Origin of the sequence: Bacillus sp. B1-WWTP-T-0.5-Post-4, from assembly GCF_009183795.1 — a bacterium.
In the GTDB taxonomy this organism is placed as follows: domain Bacteria; phylum Bacillota; class Bacilli; order Bacillales; family Bacillaceae_G; genus Bacillus_A; species Bacillus_A cereus.
In genome coordinates, this window is sequence record NZ_WEIJ01000006.1 from 84,736 (window position 1) to 107,203 (window position 22,468).

Below are 22,468 nucleotides of genomic sequence, written 5' to 3' on the forward strand. Positions count from 1 at the left end.
TTATACTGGTGGTACCTCAAGAAATGGATAAAAAATAAAAATCATCGGAAACGAAAGCTTTTAAAATCCCGTTCCTAATTTAAAATGTAAAAAGAATGAAATAGTATGGTAGCGGGAAGAAAGTAGTAAAATTAAGCATCCCAGTAGGAGTATAGAGTGATAACATGTTACAATACAGCTAAGAACACGCAATAAAGGAGAGTTTTTTACGTGAAGATTAAAGCAATTGAACCGACGCCAAGTCCAAATACAATGAAAGTTATTTTGAATGAAGTATTACCATCAGGAGCACGTAATAATTATACAAATGAAAATAAAGAACAAGCACCAATGCAAGTGCAAGAAATTTTGAAAATTGAAGGCATTAAAGGTGTATATCATGTAGCCGACTTTTTAGCAGTGGAGCGAAATGCGAAGTATGACTGGAAAGTTTTATTACAACAAGTTCGTGCGGTTTTCGGCGAAGAAGTATTGGAAGAAAGTGAAGAACAACAACTGTCTCATTTTGGAGAAGTGAAAGTGTTTGTTCAAATGTTCTTTACAATTCCAATGCAAGTAAAGTTAACAGATGGAACATCGGAAGAACGTGTTGGCTTACCAGATCGTTTTAAAGAATCAATTATGAAAGTGCAAATGTCTGCACCAAACGTTGTAAAAGAGCGTAAATGGGTAGAACAAAGTACACGTTACGGTAATTTTGAAGAAATTGGGAAAGAAGTAGTGGAAGAGATTGTTGCTGCTTATTCAGAAGAACGTGTAAATGAAACGGTTAAAGAATTATTAAATCAAGCAGGTGCTGTTGAAGTAACGATTCAAAAGCGTGAGCCATATAAAGTAACAGAAGAGATGATGAAAGATTCTGACTGGAAAAATCGTTTTGCAGCATTAGAACAAATGGATCCTACTGAAGAAGATATTCCAGTGTTGAAGATGGCGTTAGATGATGAAAAAGTTTCAATACGCCGTTTAGCAACAGCTTATTTAGGTATGGTAAAAGGTGATGAAGTATTACCGTTATTATATAAAGCTTTGTTAGATCGCTCTGTAAGTGTTCGCCGTACTGCAGGAGATTGTTTATCAGATGTAGGTGATCCGGCAGCGATGTTCGTTATGATTAAATCTCTGAAAGATCCAAGTAAATTAGTACGCTGGCGTGCAGCGATGTTCTTATTTGAACTTGGAGATGAAAGTGTGATTCCAGCATTAAAAGCAGCGCAAGATGATCCAGAGTTTGAAGTAGCCATGCAAGCACGTCTAGCATTAGAGCGTATTGAAGGCGGAGAAGAAGCAAAAGGTTCTGTATGGAAACAAATGACGGAGTCTCGTAAAGGGGAATAATGTATGATTGTTTTCTATGATAGTTGGTGTCCGATGTGTACGGCCGTTGCAGAACGTACGAAAAAATTAGATAAAAAGGGTAAGATGAAATTTGTTTCATTTCGAAATGAAGATGTAGTTGAGAAGTATGAGCTTTCTCAAGAACTACAAAGTAAGATGGAACAAAGACTGTATATTTTTAAAAATAATAAGTGGTATGACGGTATTCAGAGCATAGATGTATTAGCAAAGGCCGTTCCATCTTATTGGTTTGCAGTTCCTTTTATAAAGCTATCTATCGTACTTGGTTTTGGAAGTAAAGTATACGATTATATCGCTAATAATAGAAAACTTGTTCCAGTGGGACATTGCCGCGATGGGGTTTGTGAAATCCCTACAAAAAAATGAAATCATCGTTATCTTTCTTTTGCACCCATTAATAGAGCGTGATATGATGAATTTGGAATGAAAGTTGAAGGAGAGATTACAAGATGTCAAATGCTTATGAAGAATACATGCGCCAAATGGTAATCCCAATGCGCCAAGAGTTAGTGCGTTCTGGGTTTGAAGAGTTAACTACAGAAGAAGCTGTAACAGAATTTATGGAAAATACATCAGGTACAACTTTAGTAGTTGTAAACTCTGTTTGTGGTTGTGCAGCTGGTTTAGCACGTCCATCAGCAGGTCAAGCGGTTGTTCGTGCTGAAAAACAACCTGATCATCTTGTAACTGTATTCGCAGGTCAAGATAAAGATGCTACTGCAAAAATGCGTGAATACTTCGGAGAAATTCCTCCATCTTCACCATCTATGGCATTATTAAAAGGAAAAGAAGTTGTTCACTTCATTCACCGTCATGAAATTGAAGGTGCAACTATGGACGAAATTATTACGAACTTAGAACAAGCTTTCGAAAAGAATTGCTAAAGAAGGGGGAGAGTAAATCTCCCTCTTTTCTTTATATAGAGGTGAAACAATGATCGTAACAACAGCAGGAAGAACGAACAAAGAAATGACAGATTATGCAAACGAGGTAGCAGCAGAATTAAATGCTTCTTTCGTTAAACGTAATGACATACCGGTACATAAGCTACATGAGCAGTATGAACAAGATGTGCTTGTCGTAGGGAAGAACCGATTAGCTATTTATCCAAAAGGTACGGAAGAATCGTTTTTCTTTCATCCGAACTCAGCGATGTTTCGTGTGAAAAGGTTAATGCGTGGAGAACACGATCCGTTTGTACAAGCCACGCAATTAGAGAGAGGAATGACAGTGTTAGATTGTACGCTCGGGATGGCATCAGATAGTATTGTAGCTAGTTATGTTGTTGGGGAAAGCGGAAAAGTAACAGGACTTGAAGGCAATGAGTATATGGCTTATATTATGGAAAATGGTTTGAAAACATGGTCTTCATCTGTTTCTGAAATTGATGAAGCAATGCAAAGAATCCAAGTAAAGCAAACGGAGCATTTTTCATTTTTAGCGCAATGTGAAGACAGTAGTTACGATGTCGTTTACCTTGATCCGATGTTTGAAGAAACTGTCATAGAATCCGATGGAATTAAAGGATTAAAACACTTCGCTTTGTATCATGATATTACTGACGAAACAATTGCGGAGGCAAAACGAGTGGCGAGAAAACGTGTCGTTTTAAAAGATCATTTTCGTAGTTCTAGATTTGAAAAACACAATTTTTATGTATACAAAAGAAAAAGTGCTAAGTTTCACTTTGGTGTAATTGACCCTTGCTAATTGTTTGAAAAGATGTATAATAAGCAATAATTAATTAAATATACTGTCTGTGATGAAGAGAGTAGTCTTTTTTAGAAGGAAAGCGAGCTAGGGATGGTGTGAGCCTAGTACGGAAGAAAAAGATGAAGCGCACTTCGGAGATGCTTCTTGAACGAATAGTAGAGAAAGCCGAGGCCCCCTGTCCTCGTTATAAACGGGAAAGTGGTTCGTAACGAACAACAAGGGTGGTACCACGGGTTAAAACTCGTCTCTTTTTTAGAGACGAGTTTTTTGTGTTTTAAAAAATAAGGAGGTTGTATCATGGATTATAAAATGCAGTTTGCGGAAAGTTTATCTAATATTTTCACGAATGAATTAACGCAAAAACAAATTTTAGATTTAATTGAAACACCGAAACAAGATGAATTTGGAGATGCAGCGTTCCCATGCTTTTCATTAGCGAAGCAATATAAAAAAGCACCAGCTCTTATCGCAAAGGAAGTTGCTGAGAAATTCAATGATCCGTTTTTTACGAAAGTAGAAGCCGTTGGTCCTTATGTAAATGTATTTTTCAATCGTGAAACTGTAAGTGATGCAGTATTAAAAACAGTTTTAGCGGAGAAAGAAGAGTTCGGTCAAAACCACTTTGGCTGTGAAAAAACAGTAGTAATTGATTATTCCTCTCCTAATATCGCGAAACCTTTTTCGATGGGGCATTTACGTTCTACAATGATAGGAAATTCGCTGAAACATATCGCTGAAAAATGTGGCTATGAAGTTGTAGGGATTAATTATATAGGAGATTGGGGAACACAGTTTGGAAAGTTAATTACGGCTTATAAAAAATGGGGAAATGAAGCAGTAGTTAAAGAAGATCCAATACGTGAGCTATTTAAGTTATATGTCCAATTCCATGAAGAGGTAAAAGACGACGAAGAACTAGAAGAAGAAGGACGTGCTTGGTTTAAGAAACTAGAAGAAGGTGATGAAGAAGCGGTAGAACTTTGGAATTGGTTTCGTCATGAGTCCCTTAAAGAATTTTCTCGCATTTATGAACTTCTCGGCGTAGAATTTACTAATTTTCAGGGAGAAGCATTTTATAATAATTTAATGGAAGATTTTATTGGGATTTTAGAAGAACATGAGTTGCTTGAACAATCAGAAGGTGCATTAGTCGTTAATTTAGAAGAAGAAGGAATGCCGCCTTGTTTAATTAGAAAATCAGATGGTGCGACGATTTATGCAACGCGTGACTTAACGGCAGCTTTATATCGTCAAAACACTTATGGGTTTGATAAAGCGCTATATGTTGTTGGTCCAGAACAAAGCTTACATTTCAATCAATTTTTCACCGTATTAAAAAAACTTGGCTATACTTGGGTTGATGGTATGGAACACGTACCGTTTGGCTTCATTTTAAAAGATGGTAAGAAAATGTCGACACGTAAAGGAAGAGTTATTTTACTTGAAGAAGTACTCGAAGAAGCAATCGAACTTGCAAAACAAAATATTGAAGAGAAAAATCCAAACTTAAAACAGAAAGAAGAAGTAGCAAAGCAAGTCGGTGTTGGTGCAGTCATCTTCCACGATTTAAAAAATGAGCGTATGCATAATATCGAATTCTCATTAGAAAATATGCTGAAATTTGAAGGAGAAACAGGACCTTACGTACAGTACACACATGCACGTGCTTGTTCTATTTTAAGAAAAGAAAGTGTAGAATTTGAAACATGTACATTTGCTTTAAAAGACGATCATAGCTGGAGTGTCGTAAAATTACTAAATAAATTCCCGCAAATAATTGAAGCAGCTTTCAATAAAAATGAGCCATCGATTATTTCGAAATATATATTAGATGTAGCACAATCATTCAATAAATATTACGGTAATGTTCGTATATTAGAAGAGAGCAAAGAAAAAGACAGCAGACTCGCATTGGTTTATGCTGTGACGGTTGTATTAAAAGAAGGATTACGTTTACTTGGGGTGGAGGCACCTGAGGAAATGTAACATAGTAGTAAACTGACAAACTGGGTGTGCAGTGACAATTATTAACGTTACTGTAGTAATGAATTACAAATAATACGTTACTGAAGACGAAAAATACAAAATAAAACGTACTATATTGACAGCATGACAAATCAGGCGTACCATGAACCTGATTTGTCGTTTTTTTATTTTTGTGAATATTCATAAAAAAACATTCGTTTTTTGTTTCTTTAATAAATTTATTGTTTGGAAGGAGGGAATGGATATGTTATCTTTTTTTCCTACATTTTATGAAGATGAACTTATATATAGTGCTATTGCGAGATATCATGTTAGAAGTGGTAATAATATTCCTAAACAGACAGTTTTAGATTTGTTTGATGGGGAAGTGACTAGGGTTTATCCAGGGATTCCAATGAGTTTAAAGATTCTTCATGAAAAGGTAAACTCTTTTTTTGGTAGTGATAGCTTAGAAGAATGGATAAATAATCATACAATGTATAATTACATTTCAAATTTTGGTAGGGAAAAGATGAAAGATAACTTGTTGGAAGTAATGCAGGGGAATCTAAAAATGAATGTAGGAAGAGAAACTCATTTTCATTCGAATCTAAAGTTCAGATATTGCCCTAAATGTGTAGTAGATGATTATGAAAAGTATGGAGAAACCTATTGGAGAAGGAATCATCAATTGACCGGTGTATTTATTTGTCTCACACATCAGGAATTATTAAGATCTAGTGATGTTTTATGGAGCCCATTTTATAAAGGTAACATATATAAAGTTGAGACTGCAAATCTAATAAATTGCCCTTTGCAACGGAAATCAATATACAATGTTAGTGAGGAAAACATGAAATGGTTAATAAAACTTACAAAACAATGTATCAAGGTAGCAACTAGAGAAATACCAATTAAGTTTGATGAAATTACGGACACATATCGTGCTTTACTATACAAAAAAAGGTATAAACGTGGAAAACTGGTAGAATTAAAACAGCTTTACAGAGACTTTAGGGATTTTTATGGGGATGAGATATTAAGCTTTTTAAATGTAAATTTTGATGAGGGAAAGAGAAGTAATTGGCTTGCTACTATAGCTAAGAAAAATAAACAAACTTTTCATCCATTAAAACATATTCTTTTTATTACATTCTTAGGTGAAGATATGGACACTTTCTATCGATTTAATAATGTAGAGCTTCATTCTTTTGGAGCACCACCTTATATATGTTTAAATCCATTCTCTTCACATTATTTACAACCAGTCATTAAGGAAGCTACTTTATATACTCAAGAGGGAAGAGAACTCTGCTATTTCGCATGTAATTGTGGATTTGAATTTACTAGAGAGGTAGGGGATACTAAAATACGTGTATGTCAAATTAAAAATATAGGGTCTTGGGAAAGTGATTTTGAGTATTTATATGAGAATTTTAGAAGTAGCACCAATAGTAGAAAACCCAAACAGCATTACAATTTGTATAAAAAATATGTTTATTATAAAAATGGACAAAATCTCAAAGGTATCAAGAAAAATCCAGAAGAATATAAAAAAAAGTGGTTAGCTGCCATGAAGCAATTCCCAGAGTATTCAACAGAGTGTTTAAAACATGTATATAGAAGGGAGTATACTTTTTTATATAGGCACTGTCGGAATTGGCTTAAGGAAAATAGTCCTAGTATCAAAAACCGTGGCATACGCTCAGTGGATTGGACAGAAAAAGACTGGCAATTATTAAATGAAATAAAGATAGCGGTGCAACGGTTGCTACATTCTGAAAAACCTCAACGCATTACAAGAAATAGATTAAAAAGAGAAATAGTAGATAGCACAGCACTTCATTTAAAATTTTCGAAGAATTTACCAGAAACAGAAAGCTACTTGAATTCGGTAGTTGAGTCTATTGAACAGTTCCAAATAAGAAGAGTAGAGTATGCACTAGAGAAGCTAACTAAAAATGGAAGAAGTTTAACCTATAGTACCATTTGTAGAGCTGCTAACATTAGTGAAAAAAGCATTAAATTAGGTACACGTCAAAAAGTTTTAGAAATAGTGGATAATGGCAGTTTTGATAACTGATTAGGTAGTAAAAAATTTTTTTGTTTTTTATTCGGAAAATTAAATTATTTTAAGTGTATAGCTTGGAAGAGAATGGAGGGGAATTAGTGGGAGGTAAGAGCTACAAGTGGACAGAAGCACGTTTCAATCGTTATGTAAAGGAAGGAAGGGGATCTGGAGAATTAGAAAGCTATAAACCCTGGTTAACAGTGGATGATGTACCTTCTGAAGGGAGACAGCATAAAAGAAAGGGCTGGAAAACTAATAGAGAGCATCATTTTATGTCTGATTTAGAGCTGAATTTTTTTTATTTGCTTGAATGGACAGACCATATTGTTGATATTTACGAACAGTATCCATTAAATCTAGATTTAACAGAGAAAATTAGTAAACAAAAAAACATTAAGCATCCGGTAGATAATCAAACAAGTATGCTAATACCTTTTACAACAGATTTTCTTGTAAAAGTTTATAGCGATGGAGAATTTAAATATTTAGCACGCACTATTAAACCAAGTAACAAATTAGAAGATAGGCGTATTCTAGAAAAGCTTGAAATCGAGAGAGAATACTATGCTCATAAGGAGATAGACTGGGGCATTGTGACGGAAAAAGAACTTACTTCTAATATAATCAAGAATATTGATTATTTCCATTCCCATTACTGGTTAGAAGAAGAATTAGAGCGGTATAAAGAGTTATTTATAGGTTGTTTTTTAGAAGCAGAAGATGTATGGGGAATTATAAATATAACTGACAGTTTTGACAGGATGTATAGTTTACAAGTAGGATCTGCTATAACAATTTTTAAACATTTAATGGCAAGAAAGGAGATTCTGTTAAAAGATATGTTTTTACCTTTTAAATTTAGCCTATGTAAAAAAGAGTTTAAAACAAGTTTTGAGGTGAGAGCGTGACACATCTTACTATAAATCAAATATTAAGAGATATAAGTAATAATAGGTATTATCGTATTCTTTGGATAGATGAGGGATATCAATTATTATATTTTATTGCTGTGCTAGATAAGGGAGCATTACCTATTCCTCATTCTGTTAGTAAATTACACAAATTTATAGAAGGGGGAAGTTGGGAGAAAGTAGAGAAGGATTCATTTGTTAGTTATAGAGAACCTAAAAATGAAAAGGAAAAGCAGTTGAGAGATGAAGCATGGGAACTTATAGGCTCTTTAGTAACTATAGAGCCTGATATTTATAAAAGTGGTACTAGGGGAAAGTTATTAAAGGATGTTATTCAGAAATTAAAAGTCACAAAGCCTAGAGTTTATAGGTTACTTAGGAAGTATTGGCAAAACGGAATGCACCCAAACGCTTTACTCCCGAGTCAAAGAGGGAGAAAGAGAAATATGCAAGTAGCAGAATATAAAAGTAAAGTAGGGAGACCACGCAAAGATGGTAATACGGGATTAATTATTAATAATGAAGTATTAAAGGTTATTGAAAGGTATGGAAGGAAGCATTATATAAATAATAGAAAAGCAACTATTCGACATGCATATGAAATGATGATTAAAGAATATTTTAGTGACTACGAATACTATGAAAATGGGGTCTTAAAGAGAGTTATTCAAGACCCAAATCGAATTCCAACATTACGTCAATTTAGGTATCATTTAAGAAAATTATTTTCGCAAGAAGTTACTATAAAAAAACGTAGTGGTAGTAAAAAGTTTGATAGGGAGTATAGGGGGAAAACAGGATCAGTTTTAAGTGAAGTTATGGGACCAGGGGCGAGATTTGAAATAGACGCTACAGTAGGTAATGTTTACTTAGTTTCTAGATTTAATAGAGGATGGGGAATAGGGCGACCTATTGTCTACTTTGTAATAGATGTGTATTCTCGCTTAATAGTAGGAGTGTACGTAGGTCTTGATCATCCTTCTTGGAACGGTGTTACAATGGCCATCATGAATACCGCACAAAATAAAGTTGATTTTTGTAAGGATTATGGTATTGAGATTACAGAGGAAAAATGGCCTTCTGCTCACATGCCAGAACGCTTTTTAACTGATAGAGGGGAAGCTTTATATAAAGGTGCGACATCATTTATTGAAGGAATGAATATCGCAATCGATCATACTGCTAGTTATCGTGCTGACATGAAAGGAACAATAGAACGTTCATTTGCTAGTTTAGATGCAACACTAAAACCATTTCTACCAGGTTATATAGATTCAGATTTTAGAGAGCGGGGAGCGGAAGACTATAGGAAACAAGCGACATTAACAGTTGAACAATATACACAGATTATTATTTATTTTATCCTACATCATAATAATAGATATATGAGGGAATATAAACGTAACAAAGAAATGATTGAACAAGATGTAGCTCCAAATCCAGTAGGGTTATGGAATTGGGGAATAAAAAATCAGTCAGGGAAGCTGCGTTCTTTTTCGCAAGAGTATATTCACTTTTGTCTATTACCGCGTGCACAGGCGACAGTAACGCAATACGGGATTAAATTCAAGAAAATGCATTATACATGTAATACAGCAATTTCTGAACAGTGGTTTACTAGAGCTGCTATGGACGGTAACTGGAAAGTTAAAATCGCATATAATCCGAGAAATTTAAATAATATTTATCTTATCTTAGATGAAGAAGGTTACTTCGAAAAGTGTGAATTATTAGAAAAGGATGTTGTGTACAGGGATAGATGGTTAGAGGAATTAGAGGACCTATGGGGGCAAGAAAATGAACAAAAAAGACAAAAGGAGCATGAACAGTTACAAGCGAAAATTGATTTCATTGCAGAAATTGAATCTGTGATACAAGAAGCCAAAAAAGAAGAAAAAAAGCAATCTCAATATAATGATAAAACCAGAAATATTCGAATGAATCGAGCTTTAGAAAATGCAGCAGATAACAGTAGAGATTTAAGTACTGCTTCAGAAAATAAACTATACTCTTCAATTAATACCACAAATGCCACTTCAAATCTTTATACTGAGGCTAGAAAAAGAAACCTAGAGAAGCTATTTAAAAGGAGGAAAAAGGAGTAGTCATGGTTGATGAAAGTGCAATTATCAGATACGAAAGTATACTATTAGAGAATGGGCGAGAGGTTCAAAAAGCATATTATCATAAACAAAACCTTTTGAAATACCAAAGTAATCCGTTAATTGAGGCATTACCTCCAATATTAGAGGACGAAGAAGCTTTTGATTTAATGACACACGAACCACCTATGGATGAAAATATTCAGCAATTAACCAAGGCTGAAAGATTTCATGCTATAACAACAGCTTTTCAATTCTTTCAACCTGTTGTACGTCATTTAGAACTTCAAAGCCGGTTTTCACGCTTTATTCGAGATGGTTATATTTCTAGAAATCCGAATAATCCCCAAAATGTCCGCTTAATAAATGAGTGTTATAACAATCTAATTAATAATAAAGGATTTGCCAATATAAAGGATTCACGCTCGACATCTTCAAGTTTTGCAATTATAGGTTTTCCAGGTGTAGGAAAGTCTAGTGGTATTCAACGTGTATTAGATTTATATCCACGTTTAATTTTACACAGGAGTCCTATAAACGCTATACAAATAGTATGGGTGAAAGTTGACTGCCCCAATGATGGTTCTTTAAAAACATTGTGTTTAGACTTTTTCATGAAGATTGATGAGTTAATAGGAACGAATTATGCTACGAAGTTTGGGAAACGAGGAAACACAAGTACAATGGTACTTCAAGTTGCTATGATAGCACGTACTCATCATATTGGAGCACTCATTATAGATGAGATACAGCATATTTTAGCAAAGCGTGGGGGAGCACAAGATATGTTGAATTTCTTTGTAACTCTCTCTAATGAAATAGGTATACCAGTTATAATGATTGGTACAATGAGAGCAAGGAAAATTTTTCAGAACGATTTTCGACAGGCGCGACGAGCAGGTGGGCATGGAGATATGATTTGGACACCAGTGGAGTATGGTACAGAGTGGGAAATGTTGATGGAGCAGATGTGGAGATATCAGTGGGTAGGACATAAGACCCCTTGTTCAGAGGAAATGAGAGAGGTGCTTTATGATACGAGTCAAGGAATAGTGGATATTGCAGTAAAGCTCTTTGTTTTAGCACAAGCAAGAGCCATCTATGATGGAACAGAAATAATTACTCCAGAGCTTATTTATCAAGCTGCTGATGAAGATTTGAAACTAGTTAAGCCAATGTTAAAGGCTTTACGTGACAAATCAGAAAGAGATTTAGCAAAATATGAAGATATTACTCCGATGGACATCAATGCATATTTAGAAAAGTACAGACCAAAGTTTGATTTGAAGCAAAAATTTAAAAGACTTTCAGAAAAAAAACGTGTTAAAGAAGTAAAAGGTATAGGAGATTTGGAAAAAGTAGTATCTACCTTAGTACATCTCGGCTTTGATGAAGAAAAAGCAATAAGCGAGGTTGAAAAATTAATGAAGCTGAATTCTGATTTTGAACCTATACAAATTGTACAGGAAGCACTAAAGTCATTACAGTCAACTGGAAGGGAAATGCCTAAACGGAGGAAGCGGAAGAAAACTGAGGCAATATTGCTTGATATTATAAATGAGGGACGTGAGAATAAACAATCTGCTTATGAGTCTTTAAATCTCTCAGGATGGATTAAAGATCCACTGGTGGAATGGCCCTTGTAAATTAGATTATCAGTGTCAGTGGATGTAATCGTTGGATAAAGTTAACCGTTCTTTCTACATCTTGAAAAAATAAAGTATGCTATTAAATATTAATCTCCAATAAGGGTATACGTTTTACTAGGGGAGGTAGTAGTCAGTTTTAGCTTACGCTATGCGCCACGTAAATTTGGTCTTATAGCCTATTATTATTAGCATAGTATTCTTCATTTCTCTTAAAACTCAGTATTGTATTAGTTAATAAATAAATAAATAAATAAATAAATGCTGAAGGGAGAAGGTATGTTCACATATTTTCCTAGTATGTATGAAGGAGAAGCATTGTATAGTGTATTTGCTAGATATCATGTACGCTCAGGGAATTTAAGTACAAGTAGTACAGCAGAAAGTTTATTTGGTCCTAAGGGTGTTCATAAAAATATTAGTATAGAACTACCGACATCTCTCCTTTCAGTTTATCAAAAAGCAGCTTATTTTGAGGAGAAGCCTATCAAGGAATGGATTTATAATCATACGTCCTACCCATACTATATAGTATTTACTAATAAAGGAATTCAACAGCGAGCGTACCAAATGATGATAAAAGGTACAAAAAGTAGCGTTTCAGTTAAGTCTACAACCGGAAGTGGTTCATCCTATGTAAAACCGCCTAACTACTTACGCTTTTGTCCGAAATGTTTAAAAGAGGACATGAAAACCTATGGTGAGTCATATTGGAGGATAGTCCATCAACTCTCAAGTGTACTTATATGTCCGAAACATGAAATACCATTACATAGTAGCAAGATTGCCTATAAAGGGGTACCAAGGGTGAAATACGTAACTGCATCAATGGATGTCTGTAATAGTAATCCGGTAATGTTTGGGTTAAATGATAAACTGTATGAGAATTTATTAGTTTTGGCAAAACAGAGTGCTGAAATATTGAAATCTAGGGTGTTTTACGATCGAAATGATTTGCAGGAGCGATATAAAATTCTTCTAGAGCGAAAGGGATATGTAACTACAGAAGGAGTGTATCGCCAACAATTACTAAAAAAGGACATAATAAACTTTTACGGGCAACAAGGATTATCATTGCTGCAAAGTCCCTTATCTAATCAGTCAGATACATGGCTAAAAGGAATACTCACCAAAAAGAATTACACATCTCACCCAGTCAGACACTTATTATTATTGCAGTTTCTTGGGAAAGAAATCTATGATATAGAAAGGGAATTAGAACCAGAAGTTGCATTTGGATCAGGGCCATTCCCTTGTTTGAATAGAGCTGCAACACATTACGGTAGTAATATAATCTCAAATGTTGAGTTAGAATATTGCAATAGAAGGAACTGTAAAATAGGTATATTTCGTTGTGAATGTGGGTTTGTCTATACTCGTGTATCTAAGGGGAATGATAAGAGAAATCTATATAAGTATAACAACGTAAGGGAGTATGGGGATATATGGAGAAAAAAAGTATTAGAAGAAAGAGCTAACTTTAAAACATTAGGGGAAATAGCGAGTGAATTAGGAGTACATCGTGTGACTATAAGTGCACATTTGAAGTCTTATAACCTTGAGGAAATAAAGAAACAGAATCAAAAAAATTTGCTACAGGAACGAATGAAGGCCTTTATATGCCTTATGAAACAGCATCCTAATGATAGCATGACTCAACTAAGAAGACGGAATGCGGCTCTTTATGATTGGTTAAAAGTCCATCAAAAGGAATGGTTATATACTCATCGACCAGCACGACAAGAAGCTAAGCGAATTAAAAAAAAGAATGTTTTGTGGGACGAGAGGGATAAAGAAATTTTAGAGATGCTTCGAAAAGAAGTAGAGTTATTAATGTCCCAAGAGAAGCCTATTCGCATTACTCGAACTAGACTAGGAAAGATTCTAGGATACCACTATTGTATTCAAAATCACTTAGATAAACTTCCATACTCAAAGCTGTATTTAGAAAATGTTGTTGAAACGGTTGAAGAGTTTCAAGTCCGTCGTATTAATTGGGCAGCTAGTCAGATTTATAAAGAGGGGAAAGTAATGTCAGCATATCAAATTAGGGTAAAGGCAGGATTCCTTAATCCTAAAAGGATGTCTGAACGTATATGGCAGGAGATATATAAGCAAGTTGATTCCTCACCCTTAGAATGAGGTTATATTCTAATTTATCAAAAAACGTCATGGCAATAAAAGAGAGCACAACTGTAGGAAGGATTCTTTTTTATTGCTATGATGCAACATTAAGAAACATCGTATTTCTAATATTTGACGATTTTGTTTATATTTACGTATTATAATAATAAACCCATTGATAAATTAAGTTTCTAACATTCATTGGAAAGTAGATGTTATGAGAGGAATTACTTGAAAACGTATACAAAATAAATGAGTGTTATAGATTTTGTAATATATGGTACGATATTAAATATATTACAAATAAATTATGTGAAAAGATAGAAGAAATGGATGGGAATATTTCTTCAAGACAAAATTATGACGATATAGACCGAATAGTTGTATCGTATATATTAACATTTCCTTAGTAAATCGATTGTATAGCAAAGATACCATTGAATAAATATAGCATTTAGATTTAATAATATTTGGAGGTATTTGTTTTGTGGTAAAAAACAGGAGTGTGTTTAAAATGAAATGCGAAGAGTGCCAAAAAGATTTACCTATATTTTTCAAAAATAGTTACTGTGAAGAGTGCATCGCAGAACTTTTAAAATATTCCCTATTTAAAAGTATTGGATCATGGGGGGAATCTTTATCTAAAGATGATTTTTTATTTTTTAATAGTGAAATTTTCTTAAGAGAAAAATTTAGCGGTAGAAAATACTCAATTGATAATATTGGCAATTTAATTGAAGATATTAAAGGTATTATTAAAATACATTTATCATTTTATACAAAAGAAGATTTAGTAGCAGTTATGCTTATGCATAGGCAGTATTTTAGAGCAGCGAGTGATTCAGGGGATAAAGATTATTGGGTTTGGATGAATGAATTTTGTATTACAAATTTGCTGATAGATTTAATTTATGAAATTGATAATAATGATTTTTCTGGTGCCTCTATAGGAGAATTAGAAAATGGATATTGTAATTTGATTACCGCAATTTCTTTATCTAGAATATTACTTAATTTATCTAATATATTAGATGTAATTTTCAAAGATAGAGAAGAAGAGCTTGTAATTTTAGAAATATTAGAACGTCAAAAACAAGATGAGATATTGGATGAATATTTCGAAAAATCCAAGGCGGATCCTAGTATTGAAAAACCAGAACATTATAGGATTAAGAATGAAAACCTAATGCTTAAATTAAAGGAAAAAAATCTAGATTTTATGACACTTGAGGGAAAGGTAGAAGAGTTTTTAAAAATAAAGTATCAGATTACATCTAAGGAAATGCGTTCAGTAATTGCATTGCCGTTTAGATTAGAAAGTATCTTTGAACCGTATACATTTAAAGTCCGACCTTTTAAATTAATTTTAATTAATAGAGAGAGATTTTATGAAATTGTTAAAAATGAATTGGGATTAGAACGTTCTAAATTCGAAAAAATAATAAATTTATTTTCTTTACCAGATTTAAATCAATTAAGAAATATGGATGGGAAGTTTGTTTATGAATTGAAATCTATTCTGGTTTTAAATGATTTGATTGTTTTCGGCCCTTATGATTTAATGCAGAACTCTGGGGTTTTTGAATCCTTACATCATTCAAGTCATTTTCCATATTTATTTATTGAAGATTATAAAAAAGATAGGAATTTAATGAACAAAGAGATGGATGAAATAACTAAGCTTATGACAAGTTATTTTGTTGCTAGTGTAGTAGATGTTTTAATTGAAGGAGGATATTGTGTTCCTTTTGAAAAGAAAAGATATAATGGGGAAATTGCCTATGTCCCTAGATTTGAAATAGAAAAAATTTTTAGTAATGGTACCAATATCTTATCTAACAAAGGAGATATTGATGTTTTAGCTTTGGATGAACAAAACAAAATTATTTTTAATATAGAAGTAAAATATTATCAACCTGCGATCACTTTAAAAGAAATGATGTTTAAAGATGAAAAAAAACTTAATAATGATAATAAAAAAACTATAAAAAAAATAAAAAATAGACAAGAAGCGCTGGATTTAAATAAAAATGCAGTATTAAGTTTATTTAATATACAAGATGAAAGTGAACAATATAGGGTAAGATCTTTAATTGTTACTGCGAGAGAAAATTTCTATTTAACCGCAAATAATTTTTCTTATTATAACTGGATAGAATTTAATAAAGCGGTTAAAGTTAATGAACTTTAATATTAATCAAATTTTTTATAAAAACTAAATTACTATCAAACTGTAATCCGCGTATTATGATCAATCTCTTTCAAAATGCGTGGGTTTCTTCTATGGAAATATACAACAAACGGATAGCTTGGTAACAGTAAATGCTATATGTACTAACTATAATTCTGATTTCAAAGATATTAGGGAACAATGCATGTTCTTAATAGACTAATTGATAATCATGGAACATGGAATATAGAGCAGAAAAAGTAAGTCTTTTATAAAGAAAAATCAAATAATCAAATTGGGATTTTTAAATTATTTCTTAGGAGTGATAAAATGTCGACACCTGGTATCGGAGATCCATATTGGTATGAGTGGTATGTGGGCCTACAACAAGTTATTAAAATGATTAATTCGGATTACAATATATCTTATGTGATATTTCAATCAGATGTACATAATACTATTGATGATGTAGTAGTAGGATACGATGATAAAAAAGAAATATGCTATCAAGTTAAACATGAAGTTGGAGATGCTGGGAAAGGAAATCTGACATTTTCAAAATTAATAGAAACAACAAAAAGAGAAAATGGAAGCAAAAAAATAAGTTTAATTAGAGCGTTAGCTTTGGGTTGGGATAAATCTAGAAAAAAAGAAGGGAAAGTGATAACACCCATTTTATATACTAATAGGAATTTGGGGAAGAACAATTCAATAAGAACATTTGAAAATGAAAAATACAAAGCTTTATCATTAGAACAATTTATAAGAAAAATAAAACCTTTTGTTGAAAAATCAAATTCAATTAGAGATATTGAAAAATTAATAGAAGATAATGATTTAAAGTATCAATGGAGAGAATTACAAGCGTCCATTGGTGATGATTCAATAGTTATTGATTTTCTAAAAGCTATTCAAATCAGAGCTAATGAAGGTTCATTAGAAGACCTAGAAAATTCTATGATTCACTCTTTACAAAATACTTTTAAGTGTAATCAGATTATAGCAAAAGGTCTATTTGATAAACTATGTTCAAACTTGAGAATTTGGACAACAACAAGAAGAGAGAATAAAGTTGAGATTACAATTGAAGATGTATTTGATGCTCTATCATTAAATAATGATTTAGAGCACGGGGAACATGAATTACCTTATCCAATGCCTTTTTTTGAGAGTCGTCAAGAGTTTGCTAATGAATTAATAAAGAATATTAGAGAGACTAATAAAAAAGTTATATGGATTTCTGGTGAACCTGGAAGTGGGAAAACTAGTCTCATAAGTTATCTACAATTGAAACATAAATTTTTTACAGCTAGATATCATACTTTTAAACCTATATCTCCTGAACAAAAATTTTATAATCCTGATACAGGTTTATGTAAACAAGAATCGTTGTGGAACGATTTGTTAATCCAATTACGGTCGAATTTTAAGGGGGAGCTAAATAAATATGAAATTCCTGTTACGAATGCACTTTGTACAGTTGAACAAATGCGTAATGAAGTAATTCGTTTAGCAAAGATTTTATATAAAAAAACAGGAGAGAAAACAATTGTTTGTATAGATGGTATTGATCATGCTGCAAGAGCTCAAAATGAGATTACATTTTTAGATAGCTTATTTAATCCTGAAGAAATTCCAAAAGGTGTCGTATTTGTAATTGTCGGTCAGCCCGCACAGTTTTATGACCGGTATCCATTATGGATAAAAAATAAAACTGAATATGTGGAACATTTTCAGATACCAACTCTTGTACAAGGTGATATTAAAGAGTTACTGAATCAAAAAGAGAAAAGTATAAACATAGATGTAAATATACTAGCAGAATTTATTTATGAAAAAACAAAAGGAAATAATTTATCAGTAGTATTTGCGATTGAAGAGGCTAAATGTTGTGATAGTATTGAAGACTTCAGAAAAATTTTAGATATAAAACATGTGAATGCGGATATTACAAATTATTATAGTCATATTTGGAGGTATGTGTCGGACTATTTAAATAAAAAAAATTTAGGAATTGCTTTTCCTGATAAAGTTGTTGCAAGTGTAATTATATTATTAAATGGAAGATTAAACTCGGAAGTATTAAGTGAAGCAGTTAAAGGAAATTTAATTAAAGAAGATTGGGATGAATTATTGGAGTTACTCTATCCATTAGTTCAGAAAACTAATAATAAAAATGAATATGCTTTATTCCACAATGATTTTAGAGTCTTTTTAATGGCTAATAACAGCAATAGTGCTAAATATAGAAGTATAGCACTTCAATTAGCTGAATATTATATGGAAAATCACTATAGTCTAGGAAGTTTAATGAATCTCATTCCTTTATTAATAAGTGCTGATAAGAAAGAATTAATATCAAAAGTTTTTAATGTAGAATATGTAATAAATTCATTAGCTTATGGGATGTCAAGAAGAAATTTGCAAGAATATGCAACCTTAGCTTATCAATCAGCTATAGAATTAAGAGATTGGAAAACATATCACAGCGTGTATCTTGCTTTAAATACATTGTATCAACATTACCGTTATTTTGAATATTATCAAAGAGATTACAAACTTCAAGATAAATCGTATGTTAAAATGCTAAATTCTTTCGAATTAAGAGTTGATGAATTAAATAAAGAGAATCTAGAAAATTATAGAAATATGTTGGTTTTTTGCGAAGATTTATTATCTTTTAAGGATCCTATTTCGAATTTTAGAGCGTGTTCTACTTTCAATTTGTGGACTAAAGATTTATCTCCATCTTCTTTCATTAATATATTAAATTCTGACACAAGTAGTTCAATTTTTGATCAAAGTTTGATAGATGAAATAATGAAGAAATGGGCTAGTTTAGCAGTGAAATTTGGAAATGAATACACTAAAATAGACGATTCTATACATTCTAAAGAGGAAATACAAGCAATTTTAATCTTTAATGGTGCTTATTTTGAATATTTATTAGAAATGAATAAAACAGATAAAGCCCTTGAAGTGGTCTATAACGGTGGCGTTTCATATAGTTGTATAGAGAAAAATTTACTAGTGATCTTATTTAATAATCAAATAGATACGTATAACAATATATTAAATAAAATAGCCAAAGGTAGAGAACTTACAAATGATACATTACTAGCCTTTGTTTGTTTAATCTATAATAAACAAAATATACCTGATTTTGATATTAGTAAAATTAATAAAATCACATATATTACAAACGAGACTAGTTTGAAAGCGATACTTTTATCAATTATTGTAGGATACCAACAAACTAATAAAGATATTTCAATAGGAATGAGTTTAATAAATAACTTTATTAATGAAATTGAAAGGAAAAATGAGGATTATCAATATTTAAGCAATTTAATTCGTCATGGTTTTTTAATTGGCAGAACTATAGGGGAATCCAATAAAGGGGGAATGGATAGTTATAGTTCAAGTCTATTGTTAAAAAGTTATGAAGTATTTTTAAGTTATAAAAACACAAGAGTAAGAAACTTTGATTTTAAAGAGGGATTTAAAATTTTACTGTTTTTATCTTTAAATCAAAGTGACCTTTTTAAACGCACTGATAATGAAATTTTATATGGTTTGTTGGAATCTCATTTGTTTGAGGTTAATTTGCTAGGTATGTATTATAAAACTATCATATTAGATTTCCTAGTAAAGAACAGAAAAAATGATATTGTAAAGAAATACTTGCTAGAATTATATGGAGAAAATGGTGAGAAACTTTTTTTAGAAAGTAATTACGAAGAAACTCATTTATGCTTTAAAAAATATGGTGAAGTAGTAATGCCTGAGCTTATGAGTGAAGTTAATGAAAAGTTAAAATGGGATGTTGTTAGTTACGTAGATCATAAGGAGAATGCTTTATGGCCATTACAAAAATATTTTAAAAAGATAATTAAACAAGATTCACAAGAATGGAAAACTAGAGGTCTAGAACTGTATAAATTATCTTGTATAGCAGATATAAAAGGCAGTAATAGAGCTTCATATGAAATACAAAAAGAAATTGCCAATGCTGCGGTTAAAAGTGGAATTCATGATATCTGGAAGGTTAGAGAACTAGATGAAGAGTTCCGTTTCTCTTTAGATATATTATATGATCAGTTATTTGTTTTGGTAGAAATTGCAGCTGATGTTGAAGAATTAATTTCTATTTGGATATTAAGCTGTGGAATACTATCTTGGTATCACAAAGACGATCAGGTAGGATTAAAACATATTTATTTAAAATGTATAAATAAGGGCAAAGAAATAGGCGCTGAAAAAATAGAACAGCTATTAGAGGACTTATCACCAGAGCATGTAAAGATTGCTCTTTATCAAGAAAGTAGGAAATATGTAAAAAAACAAAATCAAATTGATTATAAAAGAAGTGAATTAGAAGAAAAAGACTTAAGAGTGAATCTAAGTGAAATGAAATTAGAAGAAATAATAGAGTTTTTGAAGTTTGAAAAGAATTTATTAATGAAGTGGGAATCAGTTAATATTGCTTGGGACATTATTGAAAGTCGCGGTGAGAGCTCTAAGGACATCGCAGAAGAATTTACTAAAATTATTTTAAGTAGGTTAGAGAGCTATTCTTGGAGAAATTCAGGGTGTACAAGTATTGTGGAAAAACTTTTAGAAATATTAAGAGAAGATTTTTTATGGAATTTAGCGAAATATAATATAGAAAATCTAGATGATGATGATAATTATCATACTTGTAGTTCTAATATGGAATTTTTACTGCAATATGCAGGCGATTTATTGTCTATTGATTTTGTGAAATATATGTTTGATGAAGAACTAAAATGTCATTATATGTGGATAACTGGATGTGAACATATAAAGTTTAATTTTGAAATTATATCTTCGAACAGCTATTTACCAGAACCTAAAGACTCTAAAGAACTTGTTTGTAATATTCTAATGGAGCAAATTTTAACTAGAAACATTCATAGGATTGAAATCTGTTTACAAGGATTACATTTACTTATTGAAAAGTATTCAGATTTATTTAAGTTTCTCTCAAATTCATGGGAATCATATACTGACGAGCAAAAGGAATATCTAATAATACTATCAGAAAGATGGTCTCGAGAAAACATTAAAGGTTTTAATGTTATATATCCTTGTATAGTAAAAGAGTATGAAGACACAAATGAGTTAGATAAAAAAATTCAATTATATTCAATTATAAAAACATACGCTTCAATTTTAGAGTGTAATAAAGAAATGGAGATTAAGTACGAAGCTAAAGAAATTCAATATAAGGTAGATAGTGATTATCCATCAATATTTGATAAATCAAAAATCAGTAGCACGGCAAAAACTTTTTTACGAGTAATGGAAGAATTAACTTGGGAGTCTAATGATGATATAAGATATTTTTTACAGAATGAGAAGGAAATAATACGAGATAAGACTTTAAGTAAAACATCTAGAGCAGGCGATTCCATGCTGTATCCAAAATCCTATACAGATTTAGATATGAAAGTTTTATATGGTGAAGAGAAAAAGAATAGATGGTGGGATATTTCTTTATCTTTAAAAGCTCAAGCCTTATTGAATACAGATGATGCCTGGATAATTTCGGAGATACCAAAGGTTACCTATGAAATTGAATGGTATATAGAAAAAGAATTAAAATCTTATATTGAAGAAGGATCTTTATCGAAATGTAAACCATATTTAAAAAGAATTATAAATAAAGATATACCTGAAGAAATGGACGTTATAGGTGGAGTATTTTGGTATCCAGTTGGCAGCAAAGGTGGAGTTATTTATACGGAAACTGCTAAGCTAATTCAAAGTAATATTTTGATTAAAGATTTATCTATTACTAAAGCATTGAATCCAAGAGAAATAGTATCAAATTTATTAGAAGAAGACGAAGGTTTATTTACAATAGAAGAAGAGTATCCTGATAGTAATGGAGTTTGTTTAACGAATGAAATTGTTGGCGCGGGCGTATTTGTATATGGAAATACGATGCTGTATCCATCCCCTTTAATGACGGAGGTATTAGATATATATCCTTCTACAGATAATCCACTAGTATGGCAAGATAACAAGGGGAATAAAGTTATGTATTTTGAACGGTATGTAAATCCAATTAGGGAAGCTATTCAAGAACATTATTTTAGGCAGCCATTAATGGGTAGATGGTTATGTGAAAAAACATTGATAGATAGGTTAGTTAAAGAAGAAGGGCTAACTTATTATAAAGTTGATAAAATAGAAATGATGCCAATATTATAATGGCTAGTTGTTTGGGTTTGAATCAGACTTATTTCAAACGTGTTTTAATTAGACTTTAGGGGTTACGAGGTACGTTTAATCAAATTTCATTTAAACAAAAAGTCATCAAAAGAGGGGAAATACATATTAGTCATGTATTTTCCCTTTTTTATCACAACCGTACTCGT

Annotated in this window: 12 protein-coding genes and 1 other annotated feature; all 12 genes read left to right on the plus strand. The window is 31.9% G+C overall.

The features are described 5' to 3' along the window. Positions 1-210: 210 nt before the first annotated feature. Entirely contained in the window at positions 211-1,338 is a 1,128-nt protein-coding gene (locus tag GBN91_RS19000; protein WP_152122016.1) for a conserved virulence factor C family protein, read from the plus strand. A gap of 3 nt (positions 1,339-1,341) precedes the next feature. Beyond that, a complete protein-coding gene (locus GBN91_RS19005; protein ID WP_016122407.1) occupies positions 1,342-1,725 on the plus strand; it encodes a thiol-disulfide oxidoreductase DCC family protein in 384 nt (127 codons plus the stop codon). An 83-nt stretch (positions 1,726-1,808) separates the two neighbouring features. Next, complete coding sequence (locus tag GBN91_RS19010) at positions 1,809-2,243, plus strand: BrxA/BrxB family bacilliredoxin (RefSeq protein WP_000063706.1); 435 nt, start codon at positions 1,809-1,811, stop codon at positions 2,241-2,243. A 49-nt stretch (positions 2,244-2,292) separates the two neighbouring features. Next, the gene (locus tag GBN91_RS19015) at positions 2,293-3,069 is read left to right on the plus strand and encodes a class I SAM-dependent methyltransferase (protein WP_152122018.1); all 777 of its coding nucleotides are present in this window, start codon (positions 2,293-2,295) and stop codon (positions 3,067-3,069) included. Between the two features lie 40 nt (positions 3,070-3,109). Beyond that, positions 3,110-3,324 (plus strand) — a binding site (T-box leader). A 45-nt stretch (positions 3,325-3,369) separates the two neighbouring features. Beyond that, the gene (argS, locus tag GBN91_RS19020; RefSeq protein WP_000384910.1) at positions 3,370-5,058 is read left to right on the plus strand and encodes an arginine--tRNA ligase; all 1,689 of its coding nucleotides are present in this window, start codon (positions 3,370-3,372) and stop codon (positions 5,056-5,058) included. 244 nt (positions 5,059-5,302) lie between these two features. Then, a complete protein-coding gene (locus tag GBN91_RS19025) occupies positions 5,303-7,120 on the plus strand; it encodes a TnsD family Tn7-like transposition protein (RefSeq protein WP_193222120.1) in 1,818 nt (605 codons plus the stop codon). Positions 7,121-7,206: 86 nt separating this feature from the next. Beyond that, complete coding sequence (locus GBN91_RS19030) at positions 7,207-8,016, plus strand: heteromeric transposase endonuclease subunit TnsA (protein ID WP_000509167.1); 810 nt, start codon at positions 7,207-7,209, stop codon at positions 8,014-8,016. Continuing rightward, the gene (locus GBN91_RS19035) at positions 8,013-10,124 is read left to right on the plus strand and encodes a Mu transposase C-terminal domain-containing protein (RefSeq protein ID WP_152122022.1); all 2,112 of its coding nucleotides are present in this window, start codon (positions 8,013-8,015) and stop codon (positions 10,122-10,124) included. The genes GBN91_RS19030 and GBN91_RS19035 overlap by 4 nt, the downstream gene beginning before the upstream one ends. Before the next feature lie 2 nt (positions 10,125-10,126). Then, on the plus strand, positions 10,127-11,767 hold the full coding sequence (locus GBN91_RS19040) for an ATP-binding protein (RefSeq protein ID WP_152122024.1): 1,641 nt from the start codon (positions 10,127-10,129) through the stop codon (positions 11,765-11,767). Positions 11,768-12,067: 300 nt separating this feature from the next. Next, positions 12,068-13,909, plus strand: coding sequence for a TnsD family Tn7-like transposition protein (locus GBN91_RS19045; protein ID WP_226800172.1), 1,842 nt, complete (start codon positions 12,068-12,070; stop codon positions 13,907-13,909). A gap of 496 nt (positions 13,910-14,405) precedes the next feature. Next, the gene (locus GBN91_RS19050; protein ID WP_152122028.1) at positions 14,406-16,082 is read left to right on the plus strand and encodes a hypothetical protein; all 1,677 of its coding nucleotides are present in this window, start codon (positions 14,406-14,408) and stop codon (positions 16,080-16,082) included. Positions 16,083-16,391: 309 nt separating this feature from the next. Continuing rightward, entirely contained in the window at positions 16,392-22,301 is a 5,910-nt protein-coding gene (locus GBN91_RS19055; RefSeq protein WP_152122030.1) for an ATP-binding protein, read from the plus strand. The last annotated feature ends 167 nt before the right edge of the window (positions 22,302-22,468 follow it).

Coding starts and splice junctions, on each gene's coding strand:
- GBN91_RS19005 (WP_016122407.1), top strand. CDS start 1,342: ATGATTGTTTTCTATGATAGTTGGTGTCCGATGTGTACGGCCGTTGCA.
- GBN91_RS19010 (WP_000063706.1), top strand. CDS start 1,809: ATGTCAAATGCTTATGAAGAATACATGCGCCAAATGGTAATCCCAATG.
- GBN91_RS19015 (WP_152122018.1), top strand. CDS start 2,293: ATGATCGTAACAACAGCAGGAAGAACGAACAAAGAAATGACAGATTAT.
- argS (WP_000384910.1), top strand. CDS start 3,370: ATGGATTATAAAATGCAGTTTGCGGAAAGTTTATCTAATATTTTCACG.
- GBN91_RS19025 (WP_193222120.1), top strand. CDS start 5,303: ATGTTATCTTTTTTTCCTACATTTTATGAAGATGAACTTATATATAGT.
- GBN91_RS19040 (WP_152122024.1), top strand. CDS start 10,127: ATGGTTGATGAAAGTGCAATTATCAGATACGAAAGTATACTATTAGAG.
- GBN91_RS19045 (WP_226800172.1), top strand. CDS start 12,068: ATGTATGAAGGAGAAGCATTGTATAGTGTATTTGCTAGATATCATGTA.
- GBN91_RS19050 (WP_152122028.1), top strand. CDS start 14,406: ATGAAATGCGAAGAGTGCCAAAAAGATTTACCTATATTTTTCAAAAAT.
- GBN91_RS19055 (WP_152122030.1), top strand. CDS start 16,392: ATGTCGACACCTGGTATCGGAGATCCATATTGGTATGAGTGGTATGTG.